The following is a 25,515-nucleotide window of genomic DNA, read 5'->3' on the forward strand; positions in this document are numbered from 1 at the left end:
TCTTCGCCGGCCGACCCGTTCCGACCCGAAGGGGATCTTCAACCCGTGTTCCTGCCCGTCCTCGACCCAACGCCCACGCCGACCCCCGGGCTCAGCCCGCTGACCGAACTCTCGCAGGGCGCGATCGACGGCGCGCTGGGCATGTGCAACAGCGGCGGCAACGACGACGTCGTCTGCGCGGTGCTGCTGAACTGGCTGCCCGTCACCTGGGCGTCGCCGCTGGCCTGGCTGATCAGCCTGGTGCTGATCGCGGCGGTCGCCCTGTTCGTCCGGGCGCTGCTGCGCCGGCTCATCGGCCGGGTGATCCGCCGGGCCGCCGACGGCGTCATGCCGGACCGGCTGCGGATGCGGGCGACCGCCGCCGCCGCGATGGACGGCGGCACCGCGGCGGTGCTCACCGAGCGGCGCCGGCAGCGTGCCGAGACGCTCGGCTCGGTGCTGAGCAGCCTGGTCTCGGTCGTCGTCCTCGGCACCGCGTCGCTCATGATCCTCGGCCGGTTCGGCATCAACCTGGCACCGGTGCTGACCAGCGTCGGCATCATCGGCGTCGCGGTCGGCTTCGGCGCCCAGGAGCTGGTCAAGGACTTCATCGCGGGCATGTTCATGCTGATGGAGGACCAGTACGGCGTCGGCGACCTGATCGACACCGGCGCCGCCGTCGGCACCGTCGAGGCGGTCACCCTGCGCATCACCCGGCTGCGCGACGCCGACGGCCGGGTGTGGTACGTCCGCAACGGCACCATCACCCGGATCGGCAACGACTCGCAGGGGTGGGCGCGGGCGCTTGTCGACGTGCCGGTGCCCTACGAGGCCGACACCAATGCCGTGCGCGACCTGCTCAAGGAGGTGGCCGACGAGCTCTGGCTGGACCAGAACCTGCGGGACGTCGCCATCGTGGAGGAGCCTCAGGTGTACGGTCTGGAGCAGATCTCCGACAAGGCGGTCATCTTCCGGATCACCGCCAAGACCGTGCCGACCCACCAGGCCGAGGTCGCCCGCGAGCTCCGCTACCGGGTGAAGAGGGCACTGGACCGCGCGGGCGTCGCGCTCGCCGGGGTCTGAGTAGGCTGGAGCCCGTGTCCGCTACTCCCGCAGAACCCGAGTCCTTCTACGACGCCGTCGGCGGCATGGAGGCCTTCGACCGCCTGGTGCACCGGTTCTACCAGGGCGTCGCCGATGACCCCGTGCTCCGCCCGCTCTACCCCGAGGAAGACCTGACCGCCGCCGAGGGCCGGCTGCGCATGTTCCTGGTCCAGTACTGGGGCGGGCCGAAGACCTACAGCGAGCAGCGCGGCCATCCCCGGCTGCGCATGCGGCACGTGCCGTTCGTGATCGGCGAGGCCGAGCGGGACGCCTGGCTGCGCCACATGCGCGACGCGGTCGACTCGCTGGCCCTGCCCGCCGAGCAGGAGACCAGGCTGTGGAACTACCTGGTCTACGCCGCGCACAGCCTCGTCAACGCATAACCCGGCGGATCGGCGGGCAGCCAAGGACATGTGAAAGATTCCCCTTGGTGGCGTGACGCCGTCATTTACGAGATCTATGTACGCAGCTTCGCCGACGCCTCCGGAGACGGCGTCGGCGACCTCCAGGGGATCCGTGCACGCCTGCCCTACCTGGCGGAGCTCGGCGTGGACGCGGTCTGGCTGACCCCCTTCCAACCGTCTCCCATGGCCGACGGCGGCTACGACGTGGCCGACTACCGCGGCGTCGATCCGCTGTTCGGCACGCTGGCCGACTTCGACGCCCTGGTGACCGACGCGCACGCCCACGGGCTGCGGGTGATGGTCGACGTGGTGCCCAACCACAGCTCCTCGGCGCACCCCTGGTTCCAGGCCGCGCTGGCCGCCCCGCCGGGCAGCCCCGAACGCGACCGGTACATCTTCCGGGACGGCGACGCGCCGCCGAACAACTGGACGTCGGTGTTCAGCGGCCCGGCGTGGACCCAGGCGCCGGACGGCCAGTGGTACCTCCACCTGTTCGCGCCCGAGCAGCCGGACTTCAACTGGCGCAACCCCGCGGTGCAGGAGGAATTCCTGGACATCCTGCGGTTCTGGCTGGACCGCGGGGTGGACGGCTTCCGCATCGACGTGGCGATGGGCCTGTACAAGGACGCCGACCTGCCGGACGTGCCGCCCGCCGACTCGGGGTTCCAGTCCCGCTCCCCCATCTGGAGCCAGCCGGAGGTGCACGAGGTCTACCGCGAGTGGCGCAAGGTGCTCGACTCCTACCCCGGCGACAGGGCCGCGGTGGGCGAGGTATGGACCGACAGCGCCGAGGACCTCGCCTTGTACGTCCGCCCGGACGAGCTGCACCAGAGCTTCAACTTCGCCTGGCTGGAGGCACCCTGGTCGGCCACCGCGTTCCGCAAGATCATCGATGATACGCTCGCCGCGGTGACCGCGCCCACCTGGGTGCTGTCCAACCACGACGTGGTGCGGCACGTCACCCGGTATGGGGAGGGGGCGCCCGACCCGCGCACCGGGCTGGCCCGCGGCCGGGCCGCGCTGCTCGCCATGCTGGCGCTGCCCGGCTCGGCCTACCTGTACCAGGGCGAGGAACTGGGCCTGCCGGAGGTGACCGACATCCCGGCGGAGGCGCGACAGGACCCGATCTTCGCCCGCTCTGGCGGCGAGTTGCCCGGCCGGGACGGCTGCCGGGTGCCGATCCCCTGGTCCGGCACCGGTGAGCCGTACGGGTTCGCCCCGGAGGGCACCCGCCCGTGGCTGCCGCAGCCGGCGGCGTGGGCGGAGCTGAGCGCCGAGCGCCAGGCCGGCGACCCGGACTCCACGCTGGCCTTCTACCGGCGGGTGCTGGCGCTGCGCCGGTCGCTGCGCGCCACGCTGCCCGACGCGGTGTCCTGGCAGCAGGCGCCCGGCGACGCGCTGCTGTTCGTCCGGGGCGAGCTGACCTGCATGATCAATTGTGGAGTGGAGGCGGTACCGCTGCCCGCGCACGGCGGCGTGCTGATCTCCAGCGGCCCGCCGGACGAGAGCGTGCTCGCGCCGGACACCGGCGTCTGGCTGCGCACCGCGTGACGCGCGCGACCCCGGCCGCCGGAACGGGCGACCGGGGTCGAGGCGGCGGGCCCGGCGCCGGGCCGTACCGGGGACCGGTCGCCGCGCCGATCGGCGCTCACCACCGGCCGGGCGGGGGCGCCGATCGGCGGCGGGTCACTCGCGGGTGAGCTTGCGGTAGGTGACGCGGTGCGGGCGCGCCGCGTCCGGGCCGAGCCGGTCGATCTTGTTCTTCTCGTAGTCGGCGAAGTTGCCCTCGAACCAGAACCAGTTCGACCCGCCCTCCCAGGCGAGGATGTGCGTGGCGATGCGGTCCAGGAACCACCGGTCGTGCGAGGTGATCACCGCACAGCCCGGGAACTCCAGCAGGGCGTTCTCCAGGCTGGACAGCGTCTCGGTGTCCAGGTCGTTGGTCGGCTCGTCGAGCAGCAGGACGTTGCCGCCCTGCTTGAGGGTGAGCGCGAGGTTGAGCCGGTTGCGCTCGCCGCCGGACAGGATGCCGGCCGGCTTCTGCTGGTCCGGCCCCTTGAACCCGAACGCCGCGATGTAGGCGCGGGACGGCATCTCCACGTGGCCGACCTTGATGTGGTCCAGCCCGTCGGAGACGACCTCCCAGACGTTCTTCTTGGGGTCGATGTTGCCGCGCCCCTGGTCGACGTAGGAGATCTGGACCGTGTCACCGATCGTGATCTCCCCGGCGTCCGGCACCTCGTCCTTCATGATCATACGGAACATCGTGGTCTTGCCGACGCCGTTCGGGCCGATCACACCGACGATGCCGTTCCGGGGCAGGTCGAAGGAGAGCCCGTCCATGAGCACGCGGTCGCCGAAGCCCTTGGTCAGGCCGGCCGCCCGGATCACCGTGGTGCCCAGGCGCGGGCCCGGCGGGATCTGGATCTCCTCGAAGTCGAGCTTGCGGTACTTGTCGGCTTCGGCGGCCATCTCCTCGTACCGCTGCAGCCGGGCCCGGCTCTTGGTCTGGCGGGCCCGGGCGTTGGACCGCACCCACTCCAGCTCGTCCTCCAGGCGCTTCTTGCGCTTGGCGTCCTTCTGGCCCTCGACCTTGAGGCGGGCGGCCTTCTGCTCCAGGTAGGTGGAGTAGTTGCCCTCGTAGGGGAAGCAGCGGCCGCGGTCCAGCTCCAGGATCCACGTCGCCACGTTGTCCAGGAAGTACCGGTCGTGGGTGACGGCCAGGACGGTGCCCGGATACTTCTCCAGGTGCTGCTCCAGCCACTGGACGCTCTCGGCGTCGAGGTGGTTGGTCGGCTCGTCGAGCAGCAGCAGGTCGGGCTGCTCCAGCAGCAGCTTGCACAGTGCGACGCGGCGGCGCTCGCCACCGGAGAGCTTGGTGACCTCGGCCTCGGGCGGCGGGCAGCGCAGGGCGTCCATCGCCTGCTCCAGTTGGCTGTCGATGTCCCAGCCGTTGCGGTGCTCCAGCACCTCCTGCAGCTTGCCCATCTCGTCGAGCAGCGCGTCGCTGTAGTCCGTCGCCATCAGCTCGGCGATCTCTTCGTACCGGGCGCGCATGGCGAGGGTCTCGGCGACGCCCTCCTGGACGTTGCCGAGCACGGTCTTGGACTCGTTGAGCGGCGGCTCCTGCTGCAGCATGCCGACGCTGAACCCGGGCATCAGCCGGGCGTCGCCGTTGGACGGCTGTTCCAGGCCGGCCATCATGCGCAGCAGGGTCGACTTGCCGGTGCCGTTGGGGCCCAGCACACCGATCTTGGCACCGGGCAGGAAATGCAGGGTGACGTCATCGAGGATGACCTTGTCACCGTGCGCCTTGCGGACGCGCTGCATGGTGTAGATGTACTCGGGCATGTCCTAAGACTAGGGGATCCCGCAGTCCGGCTCGTCCTCTCGCACCCGGCGGGACGCCGCGGGGGCGGCCGGAAGGCAGACCCGGTCGCGGCCGAGCTCTTTCGCCCGGTAGAGCGCCAGGTCGGCGGCGGCCAGCAACTCGATCAGATCGTCGCCGTGCAGGCTCATGATGGCGACGCCGGCGGAGATGGTCACCGTGATCATCGCGTCGTCGACCGGGATGGCCATCCGGCCCACCCTCGACCGCAGCCGCTCGGCGACCCGGCGGGCCTCGGCGACGTCGGCCCGCGGCAGCAGCACCACGAACTCCTCCCCGCCGAACCTGCCCACCACGTCGTAGTCGCGCAGCTGGCTGCGCAGCGCGGTGGCGACGCCCGCGAGCACCTGGTCGCCGACCAGGTGGCCGTAGCTGTCGTTCACCCGCTTGAAGTGGTCGATGTCCACGATGAGCAGCGCGAGGGTCTCCCCGGTGCGGCGGGCGCGGACGATCTCGGTGTCCGCCTCCCGCTGCCAGGCGGTCGCGTTCAGCAGGCCGGTCTTGGCGTCGGTGCGGGCGGCCGCCTTGAGCTGGGCGTGCAGCAGGCTGCGCTGCAGCAGCACCACCGGGGGAAGGGTGAGCGCCAGCAGCAGCAGGCTGAGCCCGCAGGCGATGGCCACCAGGACCCCGAGGCACAGCTCCACCACGTCCAGCAGGACGCGCTCGCGGTCCCACAGCACGTCACGCCACGGGGTCTCCGGATCGGCCATGTGCGCCGCGATGGCGATCAGCGCGGTGTTGAGCACCGTGAACAGCACGGCGCATCCGACGGCGAGCGCGATCGCCGTGCCCGAGCCGAACGAATAGCCGCCCGGATCGCCCACTCCGGCGTGGAAGACCGTGGAGGCCACCGCCGCGGACAGGCCGATCGCCGCGGCGCTGAACACCCGCCGGTACAGCACGGTCGCCCGGACCCGGATCTGCAGCAGGAACTGCAGCGGCAGCGGCGCCAGCAGGGCGTAGACCGGTGGCAGCAATAAAGCGACCGGCAGCCACCAGGCGGAGAGCAGGTCCCGGGAGACGCCCGCCGGCATGCCCAGCCGCCGGGTCGCCTCGATGCACACCGCGCCGCAGGCGGTCAGCGCGATGAAGGTGATCAGGTCGGACCAGCGGAACCCGGTCGAGGTGGCGAGGAAACCCGCCGCCCCGGCGGCGAACCCGACCGTGCCACACAGGTAGAGCGCCAAGGGGGTGGGCAGGGCCAGCAGTGGCCAGCGGTCGGCCAGCGAGAGCACGCCGCCGCGGGGCTCCACCGCGATTTCACCGGGCGCTGTCATCACATCCCCCTACGCTCACATCCATCGGGACAGGTGCGCTGGCATCGACTCTACGCTCACGATGTGTAATACAATAGTCGCAGACTGTGTGACTCGCGAGAGGAATCACCACCTCGAAGTTCCTCCCGCCCGCCCCCGGCGGCAGATGCGCACTCGTCCGGCCCGGTATCGACCACCTCGCGACCGCGTCATCGGGTGATCGGCGGACCCGCGGTCGCCGGGCCATGCCTAGGGCAATGATGCAGGCCGGCGGGCTGGAACCGGCGGCGCCTCGCCCGAGCGGGCCCGCCGGCGGCCGGCGCGACGAGCGGATCGCCCCGGCGAAACCAGGGCGACCAGGGCGACCCGGGCGTCCCGTGCGCAGGCCGATCCGGAACGCAGGCCGATCCGGGACAGAGCGAGCCAGGACGCAGGGCGAGCCGGACGCGGAGCGAGCCAGGACCCAGAAGACCCGGGCCTGGACGACTCAGCGTCCAGACAACTAAGCGTTCAGACAACCCAGCGCTTCGGCGACCCAGCGCTTCGGCGACCCAGCGCTTGGGCGGCCCAGCGCTTGGGCGGCCCAGCGCTTGGGCGGCCCGGGCATGGTGCAGCCCGGGCATGGTGCAGCCCGGGCCGCGAACCGCTTGGGCGTCTGGCGGGCTCAGGCGGCGAGCGACGTGGACGGTGGACCGGCCTCCGCCCGCGCCCGGCCCGGTAGCTCTGCGGCCCGGCCCGGCAGCGCGTCAGGTGACGTCGCGTGCGCGTCATCGCCGGGCGGCACATCGAGCGCCTCGTCGGGTGCGGCCGCCGGCTCGGCCGCTCCGGACACCGGTGACCAGGAACGACCGGCCGGCGAGCCGCCCTCCGGGCCGTCGTCGAACCGGACGGCCGACCCGGGCACCGGCGGATGCGCGCCCCGATGCGCCTTCTGGAACCCGGTCACCCCGCGTCTCAGGTCGTGCCCCACCGACGCCGCCTCCACCTCGGCGGCCAGTCGCCGCTGCCCGTCGCGCTCGTAGGAGCGGATGCGCAGCCGGCCATGCACCACCACCGGATGCCCGAGCCGGACCGACCGGGCGACGTTCTCCGCCAGCGAGCGGTAGCAGCGGACGGTGTAGAACGTGGTCTCGCCGTCCTGCCAGGACTGCGTGGCGCGGTCGAACACGCGCCGGGTCGAGGCGACCCGCAGGGACGTGGCCGACGATCCGTCCGCGAAGGAATGGCGCCGCGGATCGGCGGCGACATTGCCGAGCACCGTGATGTAGATGTCGTTCATCGTCTTCTCCCGTGACCGGCCGGCGGGCGGTCACCGCCGGCACGGGGAAGAGCCTGCCGTCCACCACCGCGCCCAGCTGACACAGAACGCGATTCTGTGGATAACGTGTCCGCTCAGCGACGCGCCGCGAGCAGGGCGGCGAAGAAGTCGTTGTAGCGGCGCAGCTCCGCCTCGACCGGCACGATGACCATGTCCTTGGCCACCGCGGCGATCCGGCGGCGCATCTCCCGTTCCAGCCGGTCACGTTCGGCGCCCGCGCCGAGCACCACGAAGTTGCGGCTGGCCACCGCCGACAGCGCCCCCAGCCCCAGCACGCTGACCATGATCAGGCCCAGCCAGGGCAGCGCGGACACGTCACCGAGCAGCTCGGCCGGCGCCTGGCCGGCCCCGAAGACCCCGAAGGCCAGGATCGCCCCGGCCCAGGCGACCCCCGCGGCGAACAGACCGACCAGCAGGTACTGCCAGATCTTCAGCAGCCGCCACCAGCCCGGCACCCGGTCCAGGCGCGGCGCGGTCTCGGCCAGCTCGTCCGACAGGCGAGCGGGCAGCGTCCCCAGCCCGGACCGGGCGGCGTCCCGCACGCCCTGCGCCCAGGCGTCCGGCATACCGGCCGACAGCCCGTCGGCCATCGCCTGCACCGCGTTCTCCACCTCGGCCGGCTGGGCCTTGACCGAGGCCGCCGTCACGGCCCTGATCTCCTCGCGCAGATCGCCCAGGCGCAGGCTGCTCAGCGGATCGGACCGCAGCCGCGCCGCCCAGCGGGCCCACGGCCAGCCGACCCAGTCGACCGAGCGGGCGCCGTAGACGTTCTCCATCGCCTCCCCGACGGCGGGCACGCCGACCGCGTCGCACAGCGCGTCGGTCAGCCCCTCCTGCCGGGCCAGGTCGACGGTCGGCTGGACGGCCATGGCGTCGGGTGCCGGCATCCTGGTGAGCAGCCTGGCCATCACCCGGTCCAGGTCGGCCGAAAGGCGCTGCAGGGCGGCCCGCCGGGTGGCCACCGAATCGGCCAGCACGCTCTTGAGGCTGTTGACGCCGCGGCCGGTGACCGCGGAGGTGGGCACGATGCGCGGCTGCTGCACCCCCTCGCGCTTGAGGAGGTCGGAGAGGTCGACGACGCACTCGGCCAGTTCCTCCGGGGCGAGCTTGTCGGCCTGGTTGAGCGCGAATACGGTGACGCTCTCGTGCCCGGCCAGCTCCGCGACGTAGGTGCGGTGCGTCGCGGCGTCGGCGTACTTCTGCGGGTCCAGCACCCACACGATCACGTCGGCCACCTGGATCAGCCGGTCCGCCTCGTGATCGGTGAGCGCGCGGATCGAGTCGTGATCGGGCAGGTCCAGCAGGATCAGCCCGTGCAACTGGCTCTCGCCGCGGTCCAGCGCGCTGGCCCGGGCGAACCGGTGGCGCCACTGCACCTGCAGCCAGTCCAGCAGCGGGCCGGCACCGTCCAGGCCCCACACGCAGGCGTGCGTGCGCGCGGTGGTCGGCCGGCGCACGCCCGTCGGGGACAGCTCCAGCCCGGAGATCCGGTTGAACAGCGACGACTTGCCGCTGCCGGTGCCGCCGGCCAGGGCCACCACGGTGTGCTCGCCGGACAGCTTCAGGCGGTCGCCGGCGCGGATCAGCAGCCGGCCGCCCTCCGCGAGCGGCTCGGGGTCCACCCGCCCCCGGCCGAGCTCGACGACCCGGGCCAGGGCGGAAAGCCGGGCCCCGAGGTCCCCGCGGGTGTCGGCGCGCAGCCCGCTGACGCTCATCGGGCGACCTCGAGGTGGTATCCGGCCTGGTAGAGGCGCTTGGCCGCGGCTTCGTCGGGAATGCCGGCCTCGTCGAGCACATGGACGTATCTCATGGTCTCCTCGTCGAAGAGCACACTGACGCGTGCCCGCAGGTCGCTGCGGGCCCGGGCTCCGATGCTGCGCAGCGCCTCGGCGCCGAGCACGCCGCGCAGCAGGCGCTCGGGCAGGGTCGCGGTGCCGGAGGAGGCGGCCACGTCGGAGTTCTCGTACCCGAGCATGCCGACGATGAGCACCAGCGAGAGCGCCTCCTCGTCGAAGGCGACCAGCCTGGCCACGGCGCGCTTGGCGACGCCCCCGGAATTCACCAGGGTGACCAGGTGCTCCTGCCAGGCGCCGACCGTGCGGTCGACCCGGCGGGCGAACTCCTCCGACGAGCTGCCGAGCCCCGGGACGGCGGCGAGCCGGCCGCCCACGCCCTCGCGCTGCCGCCACCGGGCGACCGCCTCCTCGGCGGCCCGCTGCCCGGCCGAGACGATCATGGCTTCGATGCCCGAGCGCAGCGCCGTGCGCAGGGCCCGCAGCCGGGCCGGGGCCTGCTGCGCGCCCTTGCCTCCGGCGCGGCCGGGCCGCCGCAGGTGCAGCGTCTTCATCATGTCGCCCGACCCGGCGAAGTCCTGCCACCGGGCGAGCACCTCGCCGCGCAGCAGCGAGCCGTCGTTCAGCGCCGCGTCGATGCCGGCCATCGCCGCCATGTAGGCCGCGTCCACGTCGGTGCGCAGCTCGGCGCGCACCGCGACCTGGGCCTCCAGGTGCCGGGCCAGCGCGGGCACCCGGACGCGGAAGCTGTTGAGCACGCCGTCCAGGGTGGCCTGCACCGCCTGCTCGCGCCGCTGGTCGTCGACCGACAGCTCCGTCAGCCACAGGCGCAGCTCGGTCACCTTGTCCTCGGCGAGCCGCCCGTCGGTGACTGCGGACTCGTCGATGACGAACCGGTCCACCTCCCCCAGGCCGTACTCGTGCAGCATCCGGGCGAAGTGCGCGTCGATGATCTCGCGGGACCTGGCCGGCACGCGCGACAGCACGATGGCCAGGCGGGCACCGCGCTCCTTGGCACGCCGTAAGAGGGCCCACGCCGGCGCGTCGGCGTAGCGGGCGGCCGTGGTGACGAACACCCACAGGTCGGCGGCGTCGAGCATCCGCCGGGCGATGTCGTGGTGGGCCTCCACCACCGAGTCGATGTCCGGCGTGTCCAGCAGCGCCACCCCGGGAGGGAGCCGCTCGCTGGGCGCCAGGACGAGACCGTCCAGCCCGGCGTCCGGCACCGGGCGGTCCAGCCGGATCATGCCGCCGAGCACGTTGTCCCGGACGTACCACTCCAGGTCGTCGGGGTGGCAGGTGAGCACGGGAGTACCGGTGGTGGGCCGGCGCACCCCGGTCGCGCTGACCTTGGCGTTGGCGAGCGTGTTCACCAGGGTCGACTTGCCGGCGCCGGTGGACCCGGCGAAGACCACCAGGGCCGGCGCGGTGCTCATGTGCACGCGCGGGACGACGTAGTCGGCCAGCTGGGCGAGGATCTCCCGCTGCGCCTTGCGGGCCTCCTCGACGCCGGGCACGTCCAGTCCGAGCCGCAGGCCGGTCACCGCGTCCTTAAGGCCGGCGAGCGCGTTGGTGAGCGCCCGGGAGACCGGTTTGGGCAGCGGCACCTCGCGTACCCGCCGGAAGGCGTCGAAGACCTCGTCCCCGGCTTCCTCGCCCTGCTCGTCCTCGCCGCCTTCCTCGTCGCGGCCCTCCTGTCCGGTTCCGCCGGCCTCGTCTCCGGCATCGCCCGGGGCGGCCTGGCCGCCCTCCTCCTCGGTAGCTGCGGGCTCGCCGGCCTCCTCGCCGCCTTCCGCCTCGGCAGCCGCAGGCTCACCGGCGTTCCGCGAGACGGGCTCGCCCGCCTCCTGCACGGTCGCGGCCGCCCCGGCACCGGCGTCCCGCGCGACGGCCTCTCCGCCATCCGCCTCGGCAGCCGCAGGCTCACCGGCGTCTCGCGAGACGGGCTCGCCGGCCTCCTGCACGGTTCCGGCGGCACCGTCCCCGCCCCCGGCACCGACCCGCGCCTGATCGTCTTGGTCTCGGGCACCCGTACCGGCTCCGGCGGTGTTCGCACCGGTGTCTCCGGCCGTGTCTCCGGAGGTCTCTCCGGCGGGGGCGCGAGAGACCTGAGCGCCTTCGGTCCCGTAGTCTCGGGTGGCGGCCTCTCCGGCGCCGGCGACCTCGCCGCCGTCATCGTGCCCCGCGGCCCCGACGTCCCCCGCAGCCCCGGCGTCGCCGGCGACTCCTGCGGTTCTGGCGGGCTGGTGTCCGGTATCGGGGTCTTCGTGGCTCTCCGCGGCGCCGGAATCCGCCGTGGCGGAACCGATGCCGGCGGGCTCGGCGGCCGCGATGTCCGCCTCGCCTCCAGGCCAGGCCTTCTCCGCGTCCCCGGCGTCCGGCGTCTCGGACCCGGTGCGGGTCGCGTCGAAGGACACCGCGGGCCGCGCCCAGACCTCGCCCGAGGCGCCGTCCGCCGCGCGATCCGCGGGGTCGTGCGCGGCATCGTCGACGGGACCGCCGGCGGCACCGTCGACGATGCCGTCCGCGGAAGCCGCCTCGGCGGGCTCCTCGGCGGCATCCTCGGCCACGTCCTTGGCGGGCTCTTCGGCGGTCTCCCCGGCAGCGTTCTCGACCGCGTCCACGGCGGCATTCTCGGCGGCGTCCGCGGCCAGTTCCTCGGCGGGCTTCCCGGGCCGGTCCGCGGCGGACTCTCCGGCGGGTTCCGTGGACGGCTCGGGCGCGGCCGCCGGGCCGCCGGAGCCGGTACCGCCGGGCGCGACGGGGGGCTCCCAGAACGAGCGGAACGCCGGTTCGGCCGGGCCCGCCTCGGCGGCGGCGTCCAGCCGGCCGCCGGTATCCGGGGCGGTCTCCCCGCGCGGATCCGGCCCGGCGGCCGGCCCGCCGGCGAACGGGCGCGGGCCGTCGTCCGGGCGGATCGCCGGGAAGGCCATCGTCTGTTCCCCGGGACTCTCCGGGACGTGCCCGCCCTCGATCACCGCGTCACCCGACTGCTCGGTGTGCCCATCGGCGCGCTCCGTCTTCCCGGCAGCCGGGTTCACGGGACCCGCTCCGTTCGCACCATCTCGATCTCCTGGCCGACCCTGACGACGTCACCGACGACCACGATCGCCGGGGGCCGCGTCCCAGCGGCGCTCACGCGCTCCGCCACCGTGGCAAGGTCGGCGTACAGAACTCGCTGGGTCGGAAGGGTACCGTCCTGTACCACTATTACGGGGGTTTCCGGCGAACGTCCGTCTCGTTGCAGTCTGTCGGCGATTGCGGCGATTCGTTCGACGGCCATCAGCAGCACCAGCGTGCCCTGCGCGCGTGCCAGTGCCGTCCAGTCGACGGTCGAGCGCGGATCGTCCGGCGCCACGTGCACCGAGATGACGTGGAACTCCTGGCTCACCCCGCGATGGGTGACCGGCACGCCGGCGGCACCGGGCACCGCGACCGCGCTGGTCACCCCCGGGACCACGGTGACCGGCACCCCGGCCCGCGCGCACGCCAGCATCTCCTCGCCGCCCCGCCCGAAGACGAACGGGTCGCCGCCCTTCAGCCGCACGACGAACTTGCCGCGCCGCGCGTGCTCGACCAGCAGCTCGTTGATGCGCTCCTGCGCCAGATAACGGCCGTAGGGGATCTTGGCGGCGTCGATCAGCTCCACGTCGGGGGCCAGCTCGTCCAGCAGGGCGCGCGGCGCGAGCCGGTCGGCGATGACCACGTCCGCCTGGGCCAGCAGCTGCCGGCCGCGCACGGTGATCAGACCGGGATCGCCCGGCCCGCCGCCCACCAGGGCGACCCCGACCGGCCGGCTGCGCTCGCGGCGCGCGGCGAGCGTGCCGTCGCGCAGCGCATCCACCACGGCGTCGCGCACCCCGGCGGCCCGGCGCGGGTCACCGCCGGCGGTGACCGCGACGCTGATCTCGTCCACCCGGCCGGAGGCGGGCGTCCAGGCGGCGGAGGCGTCCCGGTCGTCGGCGCGCACGCACCAGACGCGCTTGGCCTCGGCCTCGGCCGCGACCGCCGCGTTGACCTGCCGGTCGTCGGTGCAGACCTGCACCAGCCAGGCACCGTCGCAGTCGCCGAGCAGGTATCCACGGCGCTCCCAGGTCACCTGGCCGGCCCCGATGAGATCGTCCAGCGCGGGCGTGACCGAGGGGGACACCAGAACGACCGACGCACCGGCGGCGAGCAGTGCGGGGACCCTGCGCTGGGCCACGCGCCCGCCGCCGACGACGAGTACGCGCCTGCCGTCGAGGCGGAGGCCGAGCAGGTAGGGCGACGACATGGGACGGTTTTCCCTTTCCCGGGACGAAGCGAAACCCGTTGTCCGTGCAGCAAACCTACAGCGCCTCCGCGATGCCGGACACCGGATCCCGGCCGCGGTGACCCGGCCGGGCCGGCACCGGCGGCCGGCGCGGCGGGCTTGCCGCTTCGCGCGCACAGACGTGCCACATCGGGTCCAATCAGGCTTAGCAGCAGAACGTCACAATTTACTCTGACCCGGCTGCGGTGGCGGCCACCCGGGCACCGGCACAGGTCACGGTTCCGCACCGCCCCGGCCGGCCCCTACCCCGGCGGGACGGCGCCCGCCGCGGAGTCCGCACCGGTGACGCCGGCCGCGCCCTCGCCGATCACGCCGCCCGCGTGCTCGGTGCCGGCCGCGTTCTTGTCGGTGACGCCGGCCGAGTCGAACGTGGCGACCTCGCGCAGCACCCTGGCCGCCGCACCGACCAGAGGATAGGCCAGCAGGGCACCGGTGCCCTCGCCGAGCCGCAGGTCAAGCTCCACCAGCGGGCGCAGGCCCAGGTGACGCAGCGCGACGGCGTGCCCGGGCTCGGCCGACCGGTGCCCGGCGACGCAGTAGCCGACGCAGTCGGGCGCCAGCGCCGCGGCGGCCAGTGCCGCCGCGCCGGCTATCACCCCGTCCAGGATGACCGGGACCCGGGACGCCGCCGCGGCGAGCACGAACCCGGCGATCGCCGCGTGCTCCAGGCCGCCGACGGCGGCCAGCACCCGGACCGGGTCGACCGGCCCCGGCGCCCCGCCGGTCAGGCCGTTCACCTCCAGGGCACGCCGGACGACGCCCACCTTGCGGGCCAGGCCCGCGGCGTCCACCCCGGTGCCCGCGCCGGTGGCGCGCTCGGGGTCGCTGCCGGTGAACGCGCAGATCAGGGCGGCCGACGCGGTGGTGTTGGCGATGCCCATGTCTCCGGTGAGCAGGCAGCCCGCACCCCGCGCCACCAGGTCCAGACCGACGGTGATACCCGCTTCGACCGCCGCGACGGCCTGGTCGGCGGTCATGGCCGGCCCGCGGGACAGGTCGGCGGTGCCGCGGGCGATCTTCCGGGAGACCAGCCCGGGAGCGGCCGGCAGGTCGGCGGCGACCCCGACGTCCACCACGGTCACCGTCGCGCCCACCTGCGCGGCGAAGGCGTTGGCCACCGCGCCGCCGGCCAGGAAGTTGGCGACCATCTGGGCGGTGACCTCCTGCGGCCACGGCGTGACGCCCTGGGCGTGCACGCCGTGGTCGGCGGCGAAGATGGCCAGCGCGGCGGGCCCGGGCATCGGGGGCGGGCAGGCGGCGGCGGCGCCGGCCAGCCGGACCCCGATGTCCTCCAGGACGCCGAGCGAGCCGGGCGGCTTGGTCAGCCGGTCCTGGCGTTCCCGGGCGAGCGCCATGGCGGCGGCGTCCGCCGGCCGGATGCCCGCCAGCGTGCCGTCCAGCAGCCCCATCCGGTCACACCAGCCCGTCGGCCAGCGCGGTGCCGCCCGGGTACAGGCGGCGCACCGAGCCCCCGCCACCGAGCGACAGCCTCCGCTCCGGCCGTGCGCTCTCCGCCTCGTCCAGCGGCCAATCGGCCATGCCGTCGAGGCCGTCGAGGTCGTCGAGGCCATCGGCCAGTTCCAGCGTCTCATCCTCGGGAAGGCGCTCGGCGGTGACCGGCTCGGCGTCGCGCAGCGTCTTCTCGTACCGCTCGATGACCAGGTCGGCCAGGCCCTCGCAGTCGCCCACCACGTCGGCGCAGCGCACGTCCAGCTCGGTGTGCCCGGCGGCGTAGGCGAGCGCCTCGGCCCAGATGCGTTCCAGCACCCCGCCGGCGAACAGCAGGTAGGGCAGCACGACGACCCGGCGGGCGCCGAGGCGGCGGCAGCGTTCGATGCCCTGGGCCACGCTCGGCGGCGCACCGGCGACGTAGGCGGTCTCGACGGTGAGGAGTCCCGGGGCGTGCGTCTCCCAGAAGACCCGGGACACCCGGTGCACCTCGGCGTTGGCCGCCGGATCGGCCGAGCCGTGCCCGACCAGCACCACGGCGGTCTCGGCGGGGCCCACCGGCTCGCGCGGCGGGTCGGCGGGATCGCCGGCCGCCGGCACCGCGGCCAGCCGCGGCATCTCGGCCAGGGCGTCGGCCAGGCGCTCGGCCATCAGGGCGAGCACCCGGGGCGCGGCGGCCAGGTCGCCGCCGTCCACGCAGGTCAGCGCCGGGTGGGCGCGTTCCTCGCCCGCCAGGGAGGCGACGACGTCCTCACCGTCGCACAGGGTGAGGGCCACCGCCACCAGGCGGTGGTGTCCGCGCGCGACCAGGGAGCCGACCGAGGCCGCGACCGTGGGCCGGCCCCGGGCGACGAACCCGCCGGACACGTCGGCCACCACCTGGTCCAGCCGGCAGCGCAGCCGGTGGACGAACCGGCCGAACTCGGCGGTGCCGGTGTCGTCGTGGGCGCCGTGCCCGATGAGCAGGAGCGGCGGCTTCATATGGATCTCCGATACGTTGACCTGCGGATATGATGGCCGGGTGGCGAGGATATCCGGACCCGGCCACCGGTAAACATTTCCTTGGCCAGGCCTTGACCTGAGGGCGGGCGGCCCGCGCGGGTCACCTCAGCCCGCCTCGTCCTTGAGCATGCTGAACAGCACCGCGTCGGAGAACCCGCCGGGGACGGGCAGCGCGCGGCGCAGCACCCCCTCCTCGGTGAAGCCCGCCCGGCGGGCGACCCCCTGGCTGGCCGTGTTGCCCACCGCCGCCAGCAGGGTGACCCGGTGGAAGCCGCGCATCATGAGGAACGTGGTGACCGCCCGGGTCGCCTCGGTGGCGAAGCCGCGCCGGCGGGCCCAGGCGGCCATCCAATAGCCGAGCTCGACGTCGCCGCGCTCCCAGTCGGCCCGCTGCACGCCGATCGAGCCGGCCAGCCGGCCGTCCTCCTTGGCCTCGATGGCGAACTGCAGCCCGCTGACCGGGTCGACGTGGGCGTATCTGGTGCACCAGTCGTAGGAGCGCTGCCGGTCGTACCCCTCGGCCCAGGGCATCCAGCGGTGGATCTCCGCGTCCCCCTCGACGGCGGCCAGCGCGTCGTCGGTGTCGGCGGCGTCGAACGGACGCAGCAGCAGGCGCTCGCTCTCCAGGCGGACCCCGGTGCCGAATCCGCGGGCGTGCACGGTGGGCGGGCCCGCGTCCAGGTCGGCGGCCAGCAGCCCGAAGATGACCAGGTCGTGCGGGCCGTCGTGCTCGAAGCCGCCGCCGCGCAGCACCCCTTCCCGGGTGAAGCCGGCCTTCTCCGCCACCCGCAGCGACGCGGTGTTGTCCAGGTTGGCGCGCAGTTCGATCCGCCGCAGGCCGCCTTCGGTGAGCGCCCATTCGGCGAGCCCGGTGACCGCCTCGGGCGCGAGGCCGCGGCCACGGTGCGCGGGGTGGACGCCGTAGCCGACCTCGCTGGTGCCCGCCCCCCACACGGTGCGGAACAGGCTGAGGGCGCCGACGATCGTGCCGCCCTCCTCCATCGCCAGGTTGACGCCCTGGCCGGAGCGCCACAGCTCGTGCACCCCGTAGGAGAGCCACTGGGAGATGCCGGACACGTGGCCCGGGGCGCCCGGCGGGAGCACCTCGACCCCCGCCTCGATGATCGCGCGGGCCTGGGCGGCGTCGCGGGGGCCGAAGGGCCGGAGCGTCATCCGCTTGGTCACGACCGTCAAGTTCTCCGAAAATCCCGGCAATGCCTTCCCCCCTCGTGCAGACACATCACCTCATCGCACTTGGGGGTGCCGGCGCAACCTGACCGGCCGTACTGGTGGGCACCGAGGCGGGACGCGGGTGAACAGGTGTCACCCGCGTCCCACCAGGCTCGGTGGCGCCCCGGTCAGGAGGCCGCCCGCAGGACCTCCCGCCACCGAACCCGGGCGCCGGTGCGCAGCACGGCGCGGCGGTAGACCGTGCCGCCGAGCGCCAGGATGCCCGCCGCGGCGAGCACCATGAGCCCGATGGCCAGACCGGTCTCCCACAGCGGGACGTCGCTGACCGCCGAGCGGACCGGCATGACCATGGCGGAGAACGGCGGGACGATCGACAGCACGTGGGCCAGCGCGCCGTCCGGCTCGCGCACCGCCAGAAAGCCGACCAGGTAGCCGACCATCATGGTCATGGTGGCCGGGGTGAGGACGCCGCTGACGTCCTCCTGGCGGGACACCAGCGAGGCGATCGCGGCGAACATGGCGCCGTAGAAGGCGTAGCCGAGCACGAACCACAGCACGACCCGGGCCATCAGCGCGTAGGTGCCGTCCGGCAGCTCCGGTATCGAGCCGGACACCTGGGCCGCCACCAGGCCGGTCACCGCGATGGCGATCAGTTGCGACAGACCGAGCACCCCCAGTCCGATGATCTTGCCGGCCAGCAGCTGCCACGGCCGGACCGAGGTGAGCAGGATCTCCACGATCCGGCTGCCCTTCTCCTCGACCACGCCCATCGCCACCCAGGTGCAGATCTGGATGAGCAGCATGAACAGCACCACCACGATGACCAGCGCGATGCCCTGGCGGATGGCGGCCTGCTCGCCGGACCCCTCCAGCGCCTGCTCGGTGAGCGGGGCGACCTGCTGGGCCTGGGCCACCTTGGCGGGGTCGAGCCCGGCCGCGGCCAGGTTCGCCTCGGTCGCGGCGATCCGGTGGGCGGTGTCGAGCAGCACCGACAGCCCGCTGCCGACCGTCGTCTTGGAGATCACGGTGGTGTCGTCCACGATGGCCGCCTCGACCTCGCCCGCGGCGACCGCCTTGCGGGCGGCGGCGGTGCCGGCGTACTTCTTCACCTTGACGGTCAGATCGTCGGCCTGGGCGTCCTGTGCCGCCAGCGCGGCCTGCAGCCGGTCGGCCCGCTGCCCGGCCAGACCGACGGTGTAGTCGTCGCCGCCGCCGAGGATCTTCGGCAGCGCGGCGAGGACCACCACCAGCGCGACGGTGACCAGCATCCCGTAGCGGAAGCCCTTGGTCCGGCCGCGGACGCCGATCTCGCGGCGGGCGATGAGCAGAATGGCGTTCACGCGACGACCTCCCGGAAGATCTCGGTCAGCGACGGACGCTGCCAGCCGAAGTGCTGGACCTGGCCGGCCTGCCCGGCGACCCGCAGCGCCTCCTGGTCGTCGGACGGCACCAGGACCACCTCGTCGTACCGGGCGGTCTCGGCGGACTCGCCGGCGGGCGGCCGGTCGGTCTTGGAGACGATCTCGCCCGGCAGCCGGTCGGTCCAGCCCGGCGCGGCGCCGGTGACCACGATGTGCAGCAGCTTGCGCGACTCGCGGGCCCGCAGCTCGGCCACCGTGCCGCCGGCCACCATCCGGCCGGCCTTGATGATGCCGATCGAGTCGCACAGCCGCTCGACCAGGTCGAGCTGGTGGCTGGAGAACACCACCGGAACCCCGGCGGCGGTGCGCTCGGCGAGCACCCCGGCCAGCGCGTCGACCGCGATGGGGTCGAGGCCGGAGAACGGCTCGTCCAGGACGAGCAGCTCCGGCCGGTGGACCAGGGCGACCGCGAGCTGCACCCGCTGCTGGTTGCCCAGCGACAGGCCGGCCACCTCGTCGTCGCGCCGCTCGGTGAGGGTGAGGCGCTCGATCAGCTCGTCCGCCGAGGACCGCGCCTCGGCCGGGGACATGCCGGCCAGCCGGCCGAAGTACTCGATCTGCTCGGCGACCCGCATCTTCGCGTACAGGCCGCGCTCTTCGGGCATGTAGCCGAACCGGCGGCGGGTGGCGAACCCCACGGGCTCGCCCTGCCAGCGCACCGCACCGCCGTCCGCCTCGAGCACGCCCATCACGATGCGCATGGTGGTGGTCTTGCCCGCTCCGTTGGCCCCGACGAAGCCGAACATCTCGCCGGGGCGCACGGTGAAGCCGGCGCCGTCCAGCGCCACCAGGTCTCCGTACCGCTTACGGAGACCGTCTATCTCAAGCATCGGGGGTTCCTTTCATGATCTTCTCGAGTGTGGCGACGTACGCCTGGAAGGCCTCGCGGCCGGTAGGGGTGAGGAAGTACCAGGTGCCCGGCTTCTTGCCGACGAAGGCCTTCTCGACGCGGACGTAGCCCGACTCCTCCAGCGTCAGCATGTGCTTGGACAGCAGCGAGTCGCTGACCTCGATGGTGTCGCGCAGGAAGCGGAACTCCACCTTGTCCGCGGCGGCCAGCGCCGCCATGATCGACAGGCGGACCGGAGTGTGGATCATCGGGTCCAGCGCGTGCCGGGGGTGGGAGCCGTTGCCGCTCACCGCTCCGCTTTCCGCCGGAGCAGCCACCACGCCGCCCACAGCGGCGGGACGGCGGTGCACAGCGCCACCGCCAGCGCGGCCGCCACCCACCAGCCGGCGGGCTCGTCCGGCAGCAGGAACCCGCCGAAGAGCACCGCACCCACCATCGTCGCGAGCCAGGCGAACGTCACCGGCCACTCCAGCCGCCGGTACTCGGCACCCTGCACTCCCTGCCGGACGGCGTAGACGAACGAGGCGCCGGTCAGCGCGACCCACAGCACGGCGGCGATGGCGGGGGCCGGGTCGGGCAGCAGGAACATCGCCGTCCAGTAAAGGATCACCGCCAGGCCGGCCACCAGGAAGAGCCGGCCGGCCCAGTTCTCCGAGCGCCGCACCTCCCGGCGCATCCGGCCGATCTCCCGCAGCGCCTGGTCCGCGCTCAGGTCGTGGTCGTCCATCGTCACCCTCCCGTTCAACTCGTGGAAAGAGTAGCAAGTACTCAACTCCCATTCAAGTTGTTGCCCGCTGGTCCCATTGAGGGCATCGCCGGAGTCCCGGCTCCGGCGGGACGGGCGCGCCGGCCACCGGCTTCATCGGGGCGAAGGCGTGCGGGGACACGGTGACCGGACCACCGGCCATGGCGGGCCGGCGGGTATGGCAGACGGGCACGGCAGACGGGCAGGGAATCGTCGTCGCCGCCGGCGACGATCGCGGCGTCAGACGGCCGGCAGCTCCACGATCACTTCCAGGGTGCGCGGGCCGTGCACGCCCTCCACCCGGTCCAGCTCGATGTCGCTGGTCGCCGACGGCCCGCTGATCCAGGTGAGCGGGCGCGCCGGGTCCAGCCGGCCGAGCACCTCCGGCACGCCGGGCACGATCTGGCCGGCCCGCACCACGCACAGGTGGTAGTCGGGCAGCAGGGTGAGCGCCCGGCGGCCCTGGCCGGCGCCCGCGTCCAGCACGATGGTGCCGGTCTCGGCGACCGCGGCCGCGCAGCCGGTGAGCACGCCGTCCGCCGCGTCCAGCTCGGCGGCGGTGAGCGGCGGCTCGTCGGCCAGGAACTCCACCCCGTCGCCCGCCGGCCACTCCACCGGCAACCCGCCCGGCCGCACGACCCGGCGGGCGCCGCGCCCGGCCAGCGCCCCCGCCACCGCGGCCGGCACCCCGCCGGGCGCCACCAGGTGCACCGTGGCCCGGTAATCGCGCACCCGCGCGGCGAACAGCTCGGCCGTCCGGACGATCTCCGCCTCGGTACGCTCCCGCGGCGCCGGCGGCGGCCCGGCGGCGTCCGGCACCGGCGGCAGGCCGGCCGTCGCGGCCCGGATGCGAGCCAGGATGCGCTCGCGCGAACCGCGCCCGGTCACCGGTCCTCCCCTCCGGTGCGGCGCCACCAGTCGCGGAACGACTCGGCGGGCACCGGCGGCACGTCCCGGGTGTCGGTCCAGGCCGCGCCCGGGCCGGGCAGCCGGCGGCGCGGCACCAGCCCGCGCAGCCGGCCGGCCAGGCGCTGCGCCGCGCGCAGCCGGCCGGGCCGGTCCAGCAGCCAGCCCGCCGCGGCCAGCCCGGCCCGTTCGGCCGGCGGGTGCGGCACCCGGGCCCGCAGATGGACCAGCACCTCGGGGATGTCGATGGCGACCGGGCACACGTCGTAGCACGCGCCGCACAGGCTGGAGGCGTACGGCAGCGAGGCGTCCAGCGGGGTGGCGGTGCCGCGCAGCTGCGGGGTGAGGATGGCGCCGATCGGCCCCGGGTACACCGACCCGTACGCGTGCCCGCCGGCCCGCTCGTACACCGGGCAGACGTTCAGGCAGGCCGAGCAGCGGATGCAGCGCAGCGCCTGCCGGCCGATCTCGTCGGCGAGCACGCCGGTACGGCCGTTGTCCAGCAGCACCAGGTGGAACTCCTGGCCCTCGGCGGCGCCGGTCCACATCGAGGTGTAGGGGTTCATCCGCTCGCCGGTGGAGCTGCGTGGCAGCAGTTCGAGGAACACCGCCAGGTCCTGCCAGGTGGGCACGATCTTCTCGATGCCCACCACGCTGATCAGCGTCTCGGGCAGCGTCAGGCACATCCGCCCGTTGCCCTCCGACTCCAGCACGACCAGGGTGCCGGTCTCGGCGACCAGGAAGTTGGCGCCGGAGACGGCGACCTTGCTGGCCAGGAACCGCTCGCGCAGGTGCAGCCGCGCGGCCTCGGCCAGCGCGCGCGGGTCGTCGCCCAGCCCGTCCGGCGCCGGGCGGCCCCAGGCGGCCATCCGGTCCCGGAAGATCTCCCGGATCTCCGCCCGGCCGCGGTGGATGGCGGGCACCAGGATGTGCGACGGCAGGTCGTCGCCGAGCTGGACGATCAGCTCCGCCAGATCGGTCTCGTAGGCGGTGATGCCCTCGGCGGCCAGGGCCTCGTTCAGGCCGATCTCCTGGGTGGCCATCGACTTGACCTTCACCACCTCGCGGTGGCCGGTCGCCTTGACCAGCTCGGTGACGATGGTGTTGGCCTCGGCGGCGTCCGCGGCCCAGTGCACGCGCCCGCCGGCGGTGGTGACGGCCTCCTCGGCGCGCAGCAGGTGCTTGTCCAGGTCGCGCAGCGCGGCGTCCTTGACGGCGGCGCCCCGCGCGCGCAGCTTCGCCCAGCCGGGCATCTCGTCCACGCCGGCCGCGCGTCTCGCCCGGATGGTGTGCGTGGCCTTGCGCAGGTTGGCGCGCAGCCGGGAGTTCCCCAGCGCCGCCTCGGCGTTGCGCGGGAACGCGGGCATGCCGAGCCAGGTGCCGCTCACCGGGCGTCCTCCGTCTGCGCCAGGATCTCGGCCAGGTGCATCACCCGGACCCCGGCGCGCTGGCGGGCCAGCGTGCCGCCGATGTGCATCAGGCAGGAGTTGTCCGCCGCGCACAGCACCTCGGCGCCGGTGTTCAGCACGTTCGCCACCTTGTCGGCGCACATGGCGGCCGAGACGGCGGCGTTCTTCACCGCGAAGGTGCCGCCGAAGCCGCAGCACTCGTCGGCGGCGGCCAGCGGGACCAGCTCCAGGCCGCGCACTGCGCGCAGCAGCCGTAGCGGCCGGTCGCCGGCCCGCAGGCCGCGCAGCGAGTGACACGTCGGGTGATACGTCACCCGGTGCGGGAAATATGCGCCTACGTCGGTGCGGTCCAGCACGTCCACCAGGAACTCCGCCAGGTCGTACACCCGGGGCGTCACCTCGGCCACCGCCCGGGCGAACGGCGAGCGCCCGCCGTGCGCGCTCGCGAAGGCACCGGGCCGGGACGCGCCCATCCCGGCCGCCAGCTTCGGGTACTGCTCGCGGATCATCGAGGCGCACGACCCGGACGGCACCACCACCGCCTGGTACCCGGCGAAGACGTCCAGGAAGCCGCGGGCCAGCCGCACCCCCTCGTCGCGGTAGCCGGTGTTCACGTGCATCTGCCCGCAGCAGGTCTGCGCCATCGGGAAGTCGACCTCGCAGCCGAGCCGGCGCAGCAGGGTCACCACCGCCTTGCCCGTCTCCGGGAACAGCGTGTCGTTCACGCAGGTGACGAACAGCCCGACCCGCACCGCACCTCCCTGGACCCGGTCCGCGCCATCGCCGCCGAACCACGAGCGGGAACCGTGAGCCGACCTTACTTCACCGCGATCATCCGGGCCCGCCCGGCCCGGCGTCCTGCCGGTCTGAGAAGGTGGCCCACGTTCACCGTTCGCGGCGTCCCGGCCGCGACCGATCGGGTTCTCCAAGGCCGCTCCGGGCGATCCTGGTCCTGGCGGCGGGACTCCGGGGTCCCGGCACGGGGGACGACAATTCCGGCGACGCGTGCAACGGCGGATGCGGGAGGGACGTCCCTGGGACGTGGATGACACAGCGGAGTTCGAGGAGTTCGTCCGCTCCAGAGGACACGCCCTGTACCGGTACGGGGTCGTGCTGACCGGCGATCCCGACGACGCGGCCGATCTCGTCCAGGAGGCCCTGCTCCGCCTGGGTGACGCCTGGTCGCGGGTGCGCCGCAAGGACGACCCGGAGGGCTACGTCCGGACGATCATGGTGCGCCAGCACATCAGCTGGTGGCGGCGCCGGCGGCGGGAACGCCTGGTGGACGCCGTCCCGGAGACCGGCTACCAGGACGAGCGGCTGGCGGGTGATGGGGGCCTGTGGGCGGAGATCCGCGCCCTGCCACGCCGGCAGCGGGCGGTGCTCGTGCTCCGCTACTACGAGGACCGCTCCGACGAGCAGATCGCCCGGATGCTGGGGGTCACCCCGGCGACGGTGCGCAGCCAGGCGTTCCGGGCGCTACGGAAACTCCGGGTGCTGACCTCCCGGGACGGAGTCGTACTGACGGCGAGGAGGACGCGATGAGCCGGCGTACCGAAGCGGACCTCACCGAGGTGCTGCACCGCGTTGCGGACTCGGCACCCGAACCCGCCGGCCTGTTCGCGGAACTGGCCCGGCGCCGTCGCCGGCGGCGGGCCCGGCGGCGGACGACGCTGGCCGTGGCCGCCGCCGTCGCCGCGGTGGCAGTGGCCGCTCCCGCGGCGATCCACGCGGTGGGTGACCGGTTCACGGTCATGGTCCGCCCGGATCTGGCATCCGGCTCGCCGCCCCCCGTGCCCGCTCCCCGGCGGGTGGACGCCCGGCCGGCCGAGGAGCTGTGGCCGGGGGCGATCAGGACCGTACCCGCCACCGCCGCGGACGGCCGGCCCTACCGGATCATGGCGGTGCTCGACCGCACCCGCGTGCTGCTCGGTGTCGAATCGTCGCTGGACCGGATGGATCGGCTGGAGGTCTACGACAGCGCGTCGGGCGTCCGTACCGAGTTCGCCCGGCTGAGCTCGCCGGGCATCCGGCGTTCCTTCACCGGCGTCGTCGCCGGCGAGCGGCATATCGCGTGGCGGAGCGAGTTCACCTACGACCGGCGGCGACGGACCGAGCTGTGGGCGATGCCGCGCGACGGTGGCAGACAGCGGCCAGTGGCCGTGCTCACCGGAAAGGATCAGGACGTGGAGCGCCTGCAGGAGGCCGGTGACCACCTGGTCTGGTCGACCCGCTCCGGCGGCGTTTACCGGGTGCCGCTGGGCGGCGGCACTCCCGAACGGCTCGCCGGGACGGACGGCCTGCACCTGACCACCTGGCCGTGGGCGGCGGACGTGGCCACGCCCTCGCTGGGCGACGAGAACCAGACGCTGCTCGTCGACCTGGCGAGCGGCACCCGGCGCGCCCTGCGCCCGCGCCCGGGGGTGACCGGCTTGCGGTGCTCGCCGGACCGGTGCCTCGGCCGGGCCGGCGGCCGCATCGTGATCGGCCGGCCGGACGACCCGGAGTTGAAGCCGTTGACCGAACCGACCCTCGAAAGGGGCGTCGAACTCGGGCAGGGCCGGTTCCTGCTGGTGAGCGACCTGGTCGAGACCGCCGGCGGCGAGCGCTTCTCCGGCCTGGTCTACGACCTCGCCACCGGTGACGTCGCCGGGGTGGGCAGCGTCGTCGGGACACTCCAGACCGGCCTGACCGGAGTCGCCATCACCTCGCCGCCGGACGGCACCTTCGCCGGCTGGCGGGCAGGCCCCCTGCAGTCGAACGAGATCTGCCGGCCGGCTCCGGAAGGTAAGGAGACGAATCCGGAGGACGTGCGGGGGGGAGCCGCGGGCGGCATGTGCCACGTCGAGATCACCGGGCCGGCCAAAGAGTTCCGGCTGCTCGACCTGACCGCCATGTCTCCCCCTCCGCCACGCTGACCGGTGCGGTCTTCGCCGGGGGCCCGCACCGCCCACGTCCCCGGCGAAGACGGTCCCCAAGAACCGAGAC

The 25,515-nt window shown here is 73.9% G+C and carries 20 protein-coding genes and 1 pseudogene; 5 read left to right on the forward strand and 16 right to left on the reverse strand.

Annotated features, from left to right (window positions below):
* Nucleotides 1-45: 45 nt before the first annotated feature.
* From Sru01_RS19910 to Sru01_RS19920, 3 genes and pseudogenes are all read left to right on the forward strand, one after another.
* Complete coding sequence (locus tag Sru01_RS19910) at nt 46-1,062, forward strand: mechanosensitive ion channel family protein (protein ID WP_203988700.1); 1,017 nt, start codon at nt 46-48, stop codon at nt 1,060-1,062.
* Nucleotides 1,063-1,076: 14 nt separating this feature from the next.
* Nucleotides 1,077-1,460 (forward strand): annotated as a pseudogene (locus Sru01_RS19915) (globin); the annotation flags it as partial.
* A gap of 36 nt (nt 1,461-1,496) precedes the next feature.
* A complete protein-coding gene (locus Sru01_RS19920) occupies nt 1,497-3,038 on the forward strand; it encodes a glycoside hydrolase family 13 protein (protein WP_239137580.1) in 1,542 nt (513 codons plus the stop codon).
* Between the two features lie 135 nt (nt 3,039-3,173).
* On the opposite strand, the gene ettA is transcribed toward Sru01_RS19920, so the two are convergent.
* The 16 genes from ettA to Sru01_RS20000 all read right to left on the reverse strand — a co-directional run bounded on the left by ettA (nt 3,174) and on the right by Sru01_RS20000 (nt 23,279).
* Nucleotides 3,174-4,838, reverse strand: coding sequence for an energy-dependent translational throttle protein EttA (gene ettA / locus Sru01_RS19925; RefSeq protein WP_203988702.1), 1,665 nt, complete (start codon nt 4,836-4,838; stop codon nt 3,174-3,176).
* Between the two features lie 9 nt (nt 4,839-4,847).
* Nucleotides 4,848-6,152 carry a GGDEF domain-containing protein gene (locus Sru01_RS19930; RefSeq protein WP_203988705.1) on the reverse strand — a complete coding sequence of 435 codons (1,305 nt, stop codon included), beginning with the start codon at nt 6,150-6,152 and terminating at the stop codon, nt 4,848-4,850.
* A gap of 643 nt (nt 6,153-6,795) precedes the next feature.
* Nucleotides 6,796-7,410, reverse strand: coding sequence for a single-stranded DNA-binding protein (ssb, locus tag Sru01_RS19935; RefSeq protein WP_203988708.1), 615 nt, complete (start codon nt 7,408-7,410; stop codon nt 6,796-6,798).
* Nucleotides 7,411-7,523: 113 nt separating this feature from the next.
* The gene (locus Sru01_RS19940) at nt 7,524-9,164 is read right to left on the reverse strand and encodes a GTP-binding protein (RefSeq protein WP_203988717.1); all 1,641 of its coding nucleotides are present in this window, start codon (nt 9,162-9,164) and stop codon (nt 7,524-7,526) included.
* Nucleotides 9,161-12,283, reverse strand: coding sequence for a GTPase (locus Sru01_RS35740; RefSeq protein WP_239137581.1), 3,123 nt, complete (start codon nt 12,281-12,283; stop codon nt 9,161-9,163). Before Sru01_RS35740 ends, Sru01_RS19940 begins: the two co-directional genes overlap by 4 nt.
* The gene (gene cobA, locus Sru01_RS19950) at nt 12,280-13,515 is read right to left on the reverse strand and encodes a uroporphyrinogen-III C-methyltransferase (protein ID WP_203988719.1); all 1,236 of its coding nucleotides are present in this window, start codon (nt 13,513-13,515) and stop codon (nt 12,280-12,282) included. Before cobA ends, Sru01_RS35740 begins: the two co-directional genes overlap by 4 nt.
* A gap of 281 nt (nt 13,516-13,796) precedes the next feature.
* Nucleotides 13,797-14,963 (reverse strand): nicotinate-nucleotide--dimethylbenzimidazole phosphoribosyltransferase, encoded by a 1,167-nt coding sequence (cobT, locus tag Sru01_RS19955; RefSeq protein ID WP_203988721.1) that lies wholly within the window; start codon nt 14,961-14,963, stop codon nt 13,797-13,799.
* A gap of 4 nt (nt 14,964-14,967) precedes the next feature.
* The gene (locus tag Sru01_RS19960; protein ID WP_203988723.1) at nt 14,968-15,984 is read right to left on the reverse strand and encodes a sirohydrochlorin chelatase; all 1,017 of its coding nucleotides are present in this window, start codon (nt 15,982-15,984) and stop codon (nt 14,968-14,970) included.
* A gap of 126 nt (nt 15,985-16,110) precedes the next feature.
* Nucleotides 16,111-17,190: a GNAT family N-acetyltransferase gene (locus Sru01_RS19965; protein WP_203988725.1), complete on the reverse strand. Its 1,080-nt coding sequence runs from the start codon at nt 17,188-17,190 to the stop codon at nt 16,111-16,113.
* Between the two features lie 173 nt (nt 17,191-17,363).
* Nucleotides 17,364-18,536, reverse strand: coding sequence for an ABC transporter permease (locus tag Sru01_RS19970; RefSeq protein ID WP_203988727.1), 1,173 nt, complete (start codon nt 18,534-18,536; stop codon nt 17,364-17,366).
* The gene (locus Sru01_RS19975) at nt 18,533-19,447 is read right to left on the reverse strand and encodes an ABC transporter ATP-binding protein (RefSeq protein WP_203988741.1); all 915 of its coding nucleotides are present in this window, start codon (nt 19,445-19,447) and stop codon (nt 18,533-18,535) included. The genes Sru01_RS19970 and Sru01_RS19975 overlap by 4 nt, the downstream gene beginning before the upstream one ends.
* Complete coding sequence (locus Sru01_RS19980) at nt 19,440-19,757, reverse strand: winged helix-turn-helix domain-containing protein (protein WP_239137582.1); 318 nt, start codon at nt 19,755-19,757, stop codon at nt 19,440-19,442. Before Sru01_RS19980 ends, Sru01_RS19975 begins: the two co-directional genes overlap by 8 nt.
* Entirely contained in the window at nt 19,754-20,194 is a 441-nt protein-coding gene (locus Sru01_RS19985) for a hypothetical protein (RefSeq protein WP_203988743.1), read from the reverse strand. Before Sru01_RS19985 ends, Sru01_RS19980 begins: the two co-directional genes overlap by 4 nt.
* Nucleotides 20,195-20,452: 258 nt before the next feature.
* Nucleotides 20,453-21,100, reverse strand: coding sequence for a LutC/YkgG family protein (locus Sru01_RS19990; protein ID WP_203988746.1), 648 nt, complete (start codon nt 21,098-21,100; stop codon nt 20,453-20,455).
* The gene (locus Sru01_RS19995; protein WP_239137583.1) at nt 21,097-22,506 is read right to left on the reverse strand and encodes a lactate utilization protein B; all 1,410 of its coding nucleotides are present in this window, start codon (nt 22,504-22,506) and stop codon (nt 21,097-21,099) included. The genes Sru01_RS19990 and Sru01_RS19995 overlap by 4 nt, the downstream gene beginning before the upstream one ends.
* Nucleotides 22,503-23,279 carry a (Fe-S)-binding protein gene (locus Sru01_RS20000; RefSeq protein WP_203988748.1) on the reverse strand — a complete coding sequence of 259 codons (777 nt, stop codon included), beginning with the start codon at nt 23,277-23,279 and terminating at the stop codon, nt 22,503-22,505. The genes Sru01_RS19995 and Sru01_RS20000 overlap by 4 nt, the downstream gene beginning before the upstream one ends.
* Nucleotides 23,280-23,568: 289 nt before the next feature.
* Here Sru01_RS20000 and Sru01_RS20005 point away from each other — a divergent pair, with 289 nt between their 5' ends.
* Both Sru01_RS20005 and Sru01_RS20010 read left to right on the forward strand, forming a co-directional pair.
* Nucleotides 23,569-24,072, forward strand: coding sequence for a SigE family RNA polymerase sigma factor (locus Sru01_RS20005; RefSeq protein WP_239137584.1), 504 nt, complete (start codon nt 23,569-23,571; stop codon nt 24,070-24,072).
* Nucleotides 24,069-25,445, forward strand: a complete 1,377-nt coding sequence (locus Sru01_RS20010) for a TolB-like translocation protein (protein ID WP_203988751.1) — start codon at nt 24,069-24,071, stop codon at nt 25,443-25,445. The genes Sru01_RS20005 and Sru01_RS20010 overlap by 4 nt, the downstream gene beginning before the upstream one ends.
* Nucleotides 25,446-25,515 lie beyond the last annotated feature (70 nt).

It is taken from the genome of Sphaerisporangium rufum, from assembly GCF_016863395.1.
Classification (GTDB): Bacteria; Actinomycetota; Actinomycetes; order Streptosporangiales; family Streptosporangiaceae; genus Sphaerisporangium; species Sphaerisporangium rufum.

Coding starts and splice junctions, on each gene's coding strand:
- ettA (WP_203988702.1), bottom strand. CDS start 4,838: ATGCCCGAGTACATCTACACCATGCAGCGCGTCCGCAAGGCGCACGGT.
- Sru01_RS19930 (WP_203988705.1), bottom strand. CDS start 6,152: ATGACAGCGCCCGGTGAAATCGCGGTGGAGCCCCGCGGCGGCGTGCTC.
- ssb (WP_203988708.1), bottom strand. CDS start 7,410: ATGAACGACATCTACATCACGGTGCTCGGCAATGTCGCCGCCGATCCG.
- Sru01_RS19940 (WP_203988717.1), bottom strand. CDS start 9,164: ATGAGCGTCAGCGGGCTGCGCGCCGACACCCGCGGGGACCTCGGGGCC.
- cobA (WP_203988719.1), bottom strand. CDS start 13,515: ATGTCGTCGCCCTACCTGCTCGGCCTCCGCCTCGACGGCAGGCGCGTA.
- cobT (WP_203988721.1), bottom strand. CDS start 14,963: ATGGGGCTGCTGGACGGCACGCTGGCGGGCATCCGGCCGGCGGACGCC.
- Sru01_RS19960 (WP_203988723.1), bottom strand. CDS start 15,984: ATGAAGCCGCCGCTCCTGCTCATCGGGCACGGCGCCCACGACGACACC.
- Sru01_RS19975 (WP_203988741.1), bottom strand. CDS start 19,447: ATGCTTGAGATAGACGGTCTCCGTAAGCGGTACGGAGACCTGGTGGCG.
- Sru01_RS19985 (WP_203988743.1), bottom strand. CDS start 20,194: ATGGACGACCACGACCTGAGCGCGGACCAGGCGCTGCGGGAGATCGGC.
- Sru01_RS20010 (WP_203988751.1), top strand. CDS start 24,069: ATGAGCCGGCGTACCGAAGCGGACCTCACCGAGGTGCTGCACCGCGTT.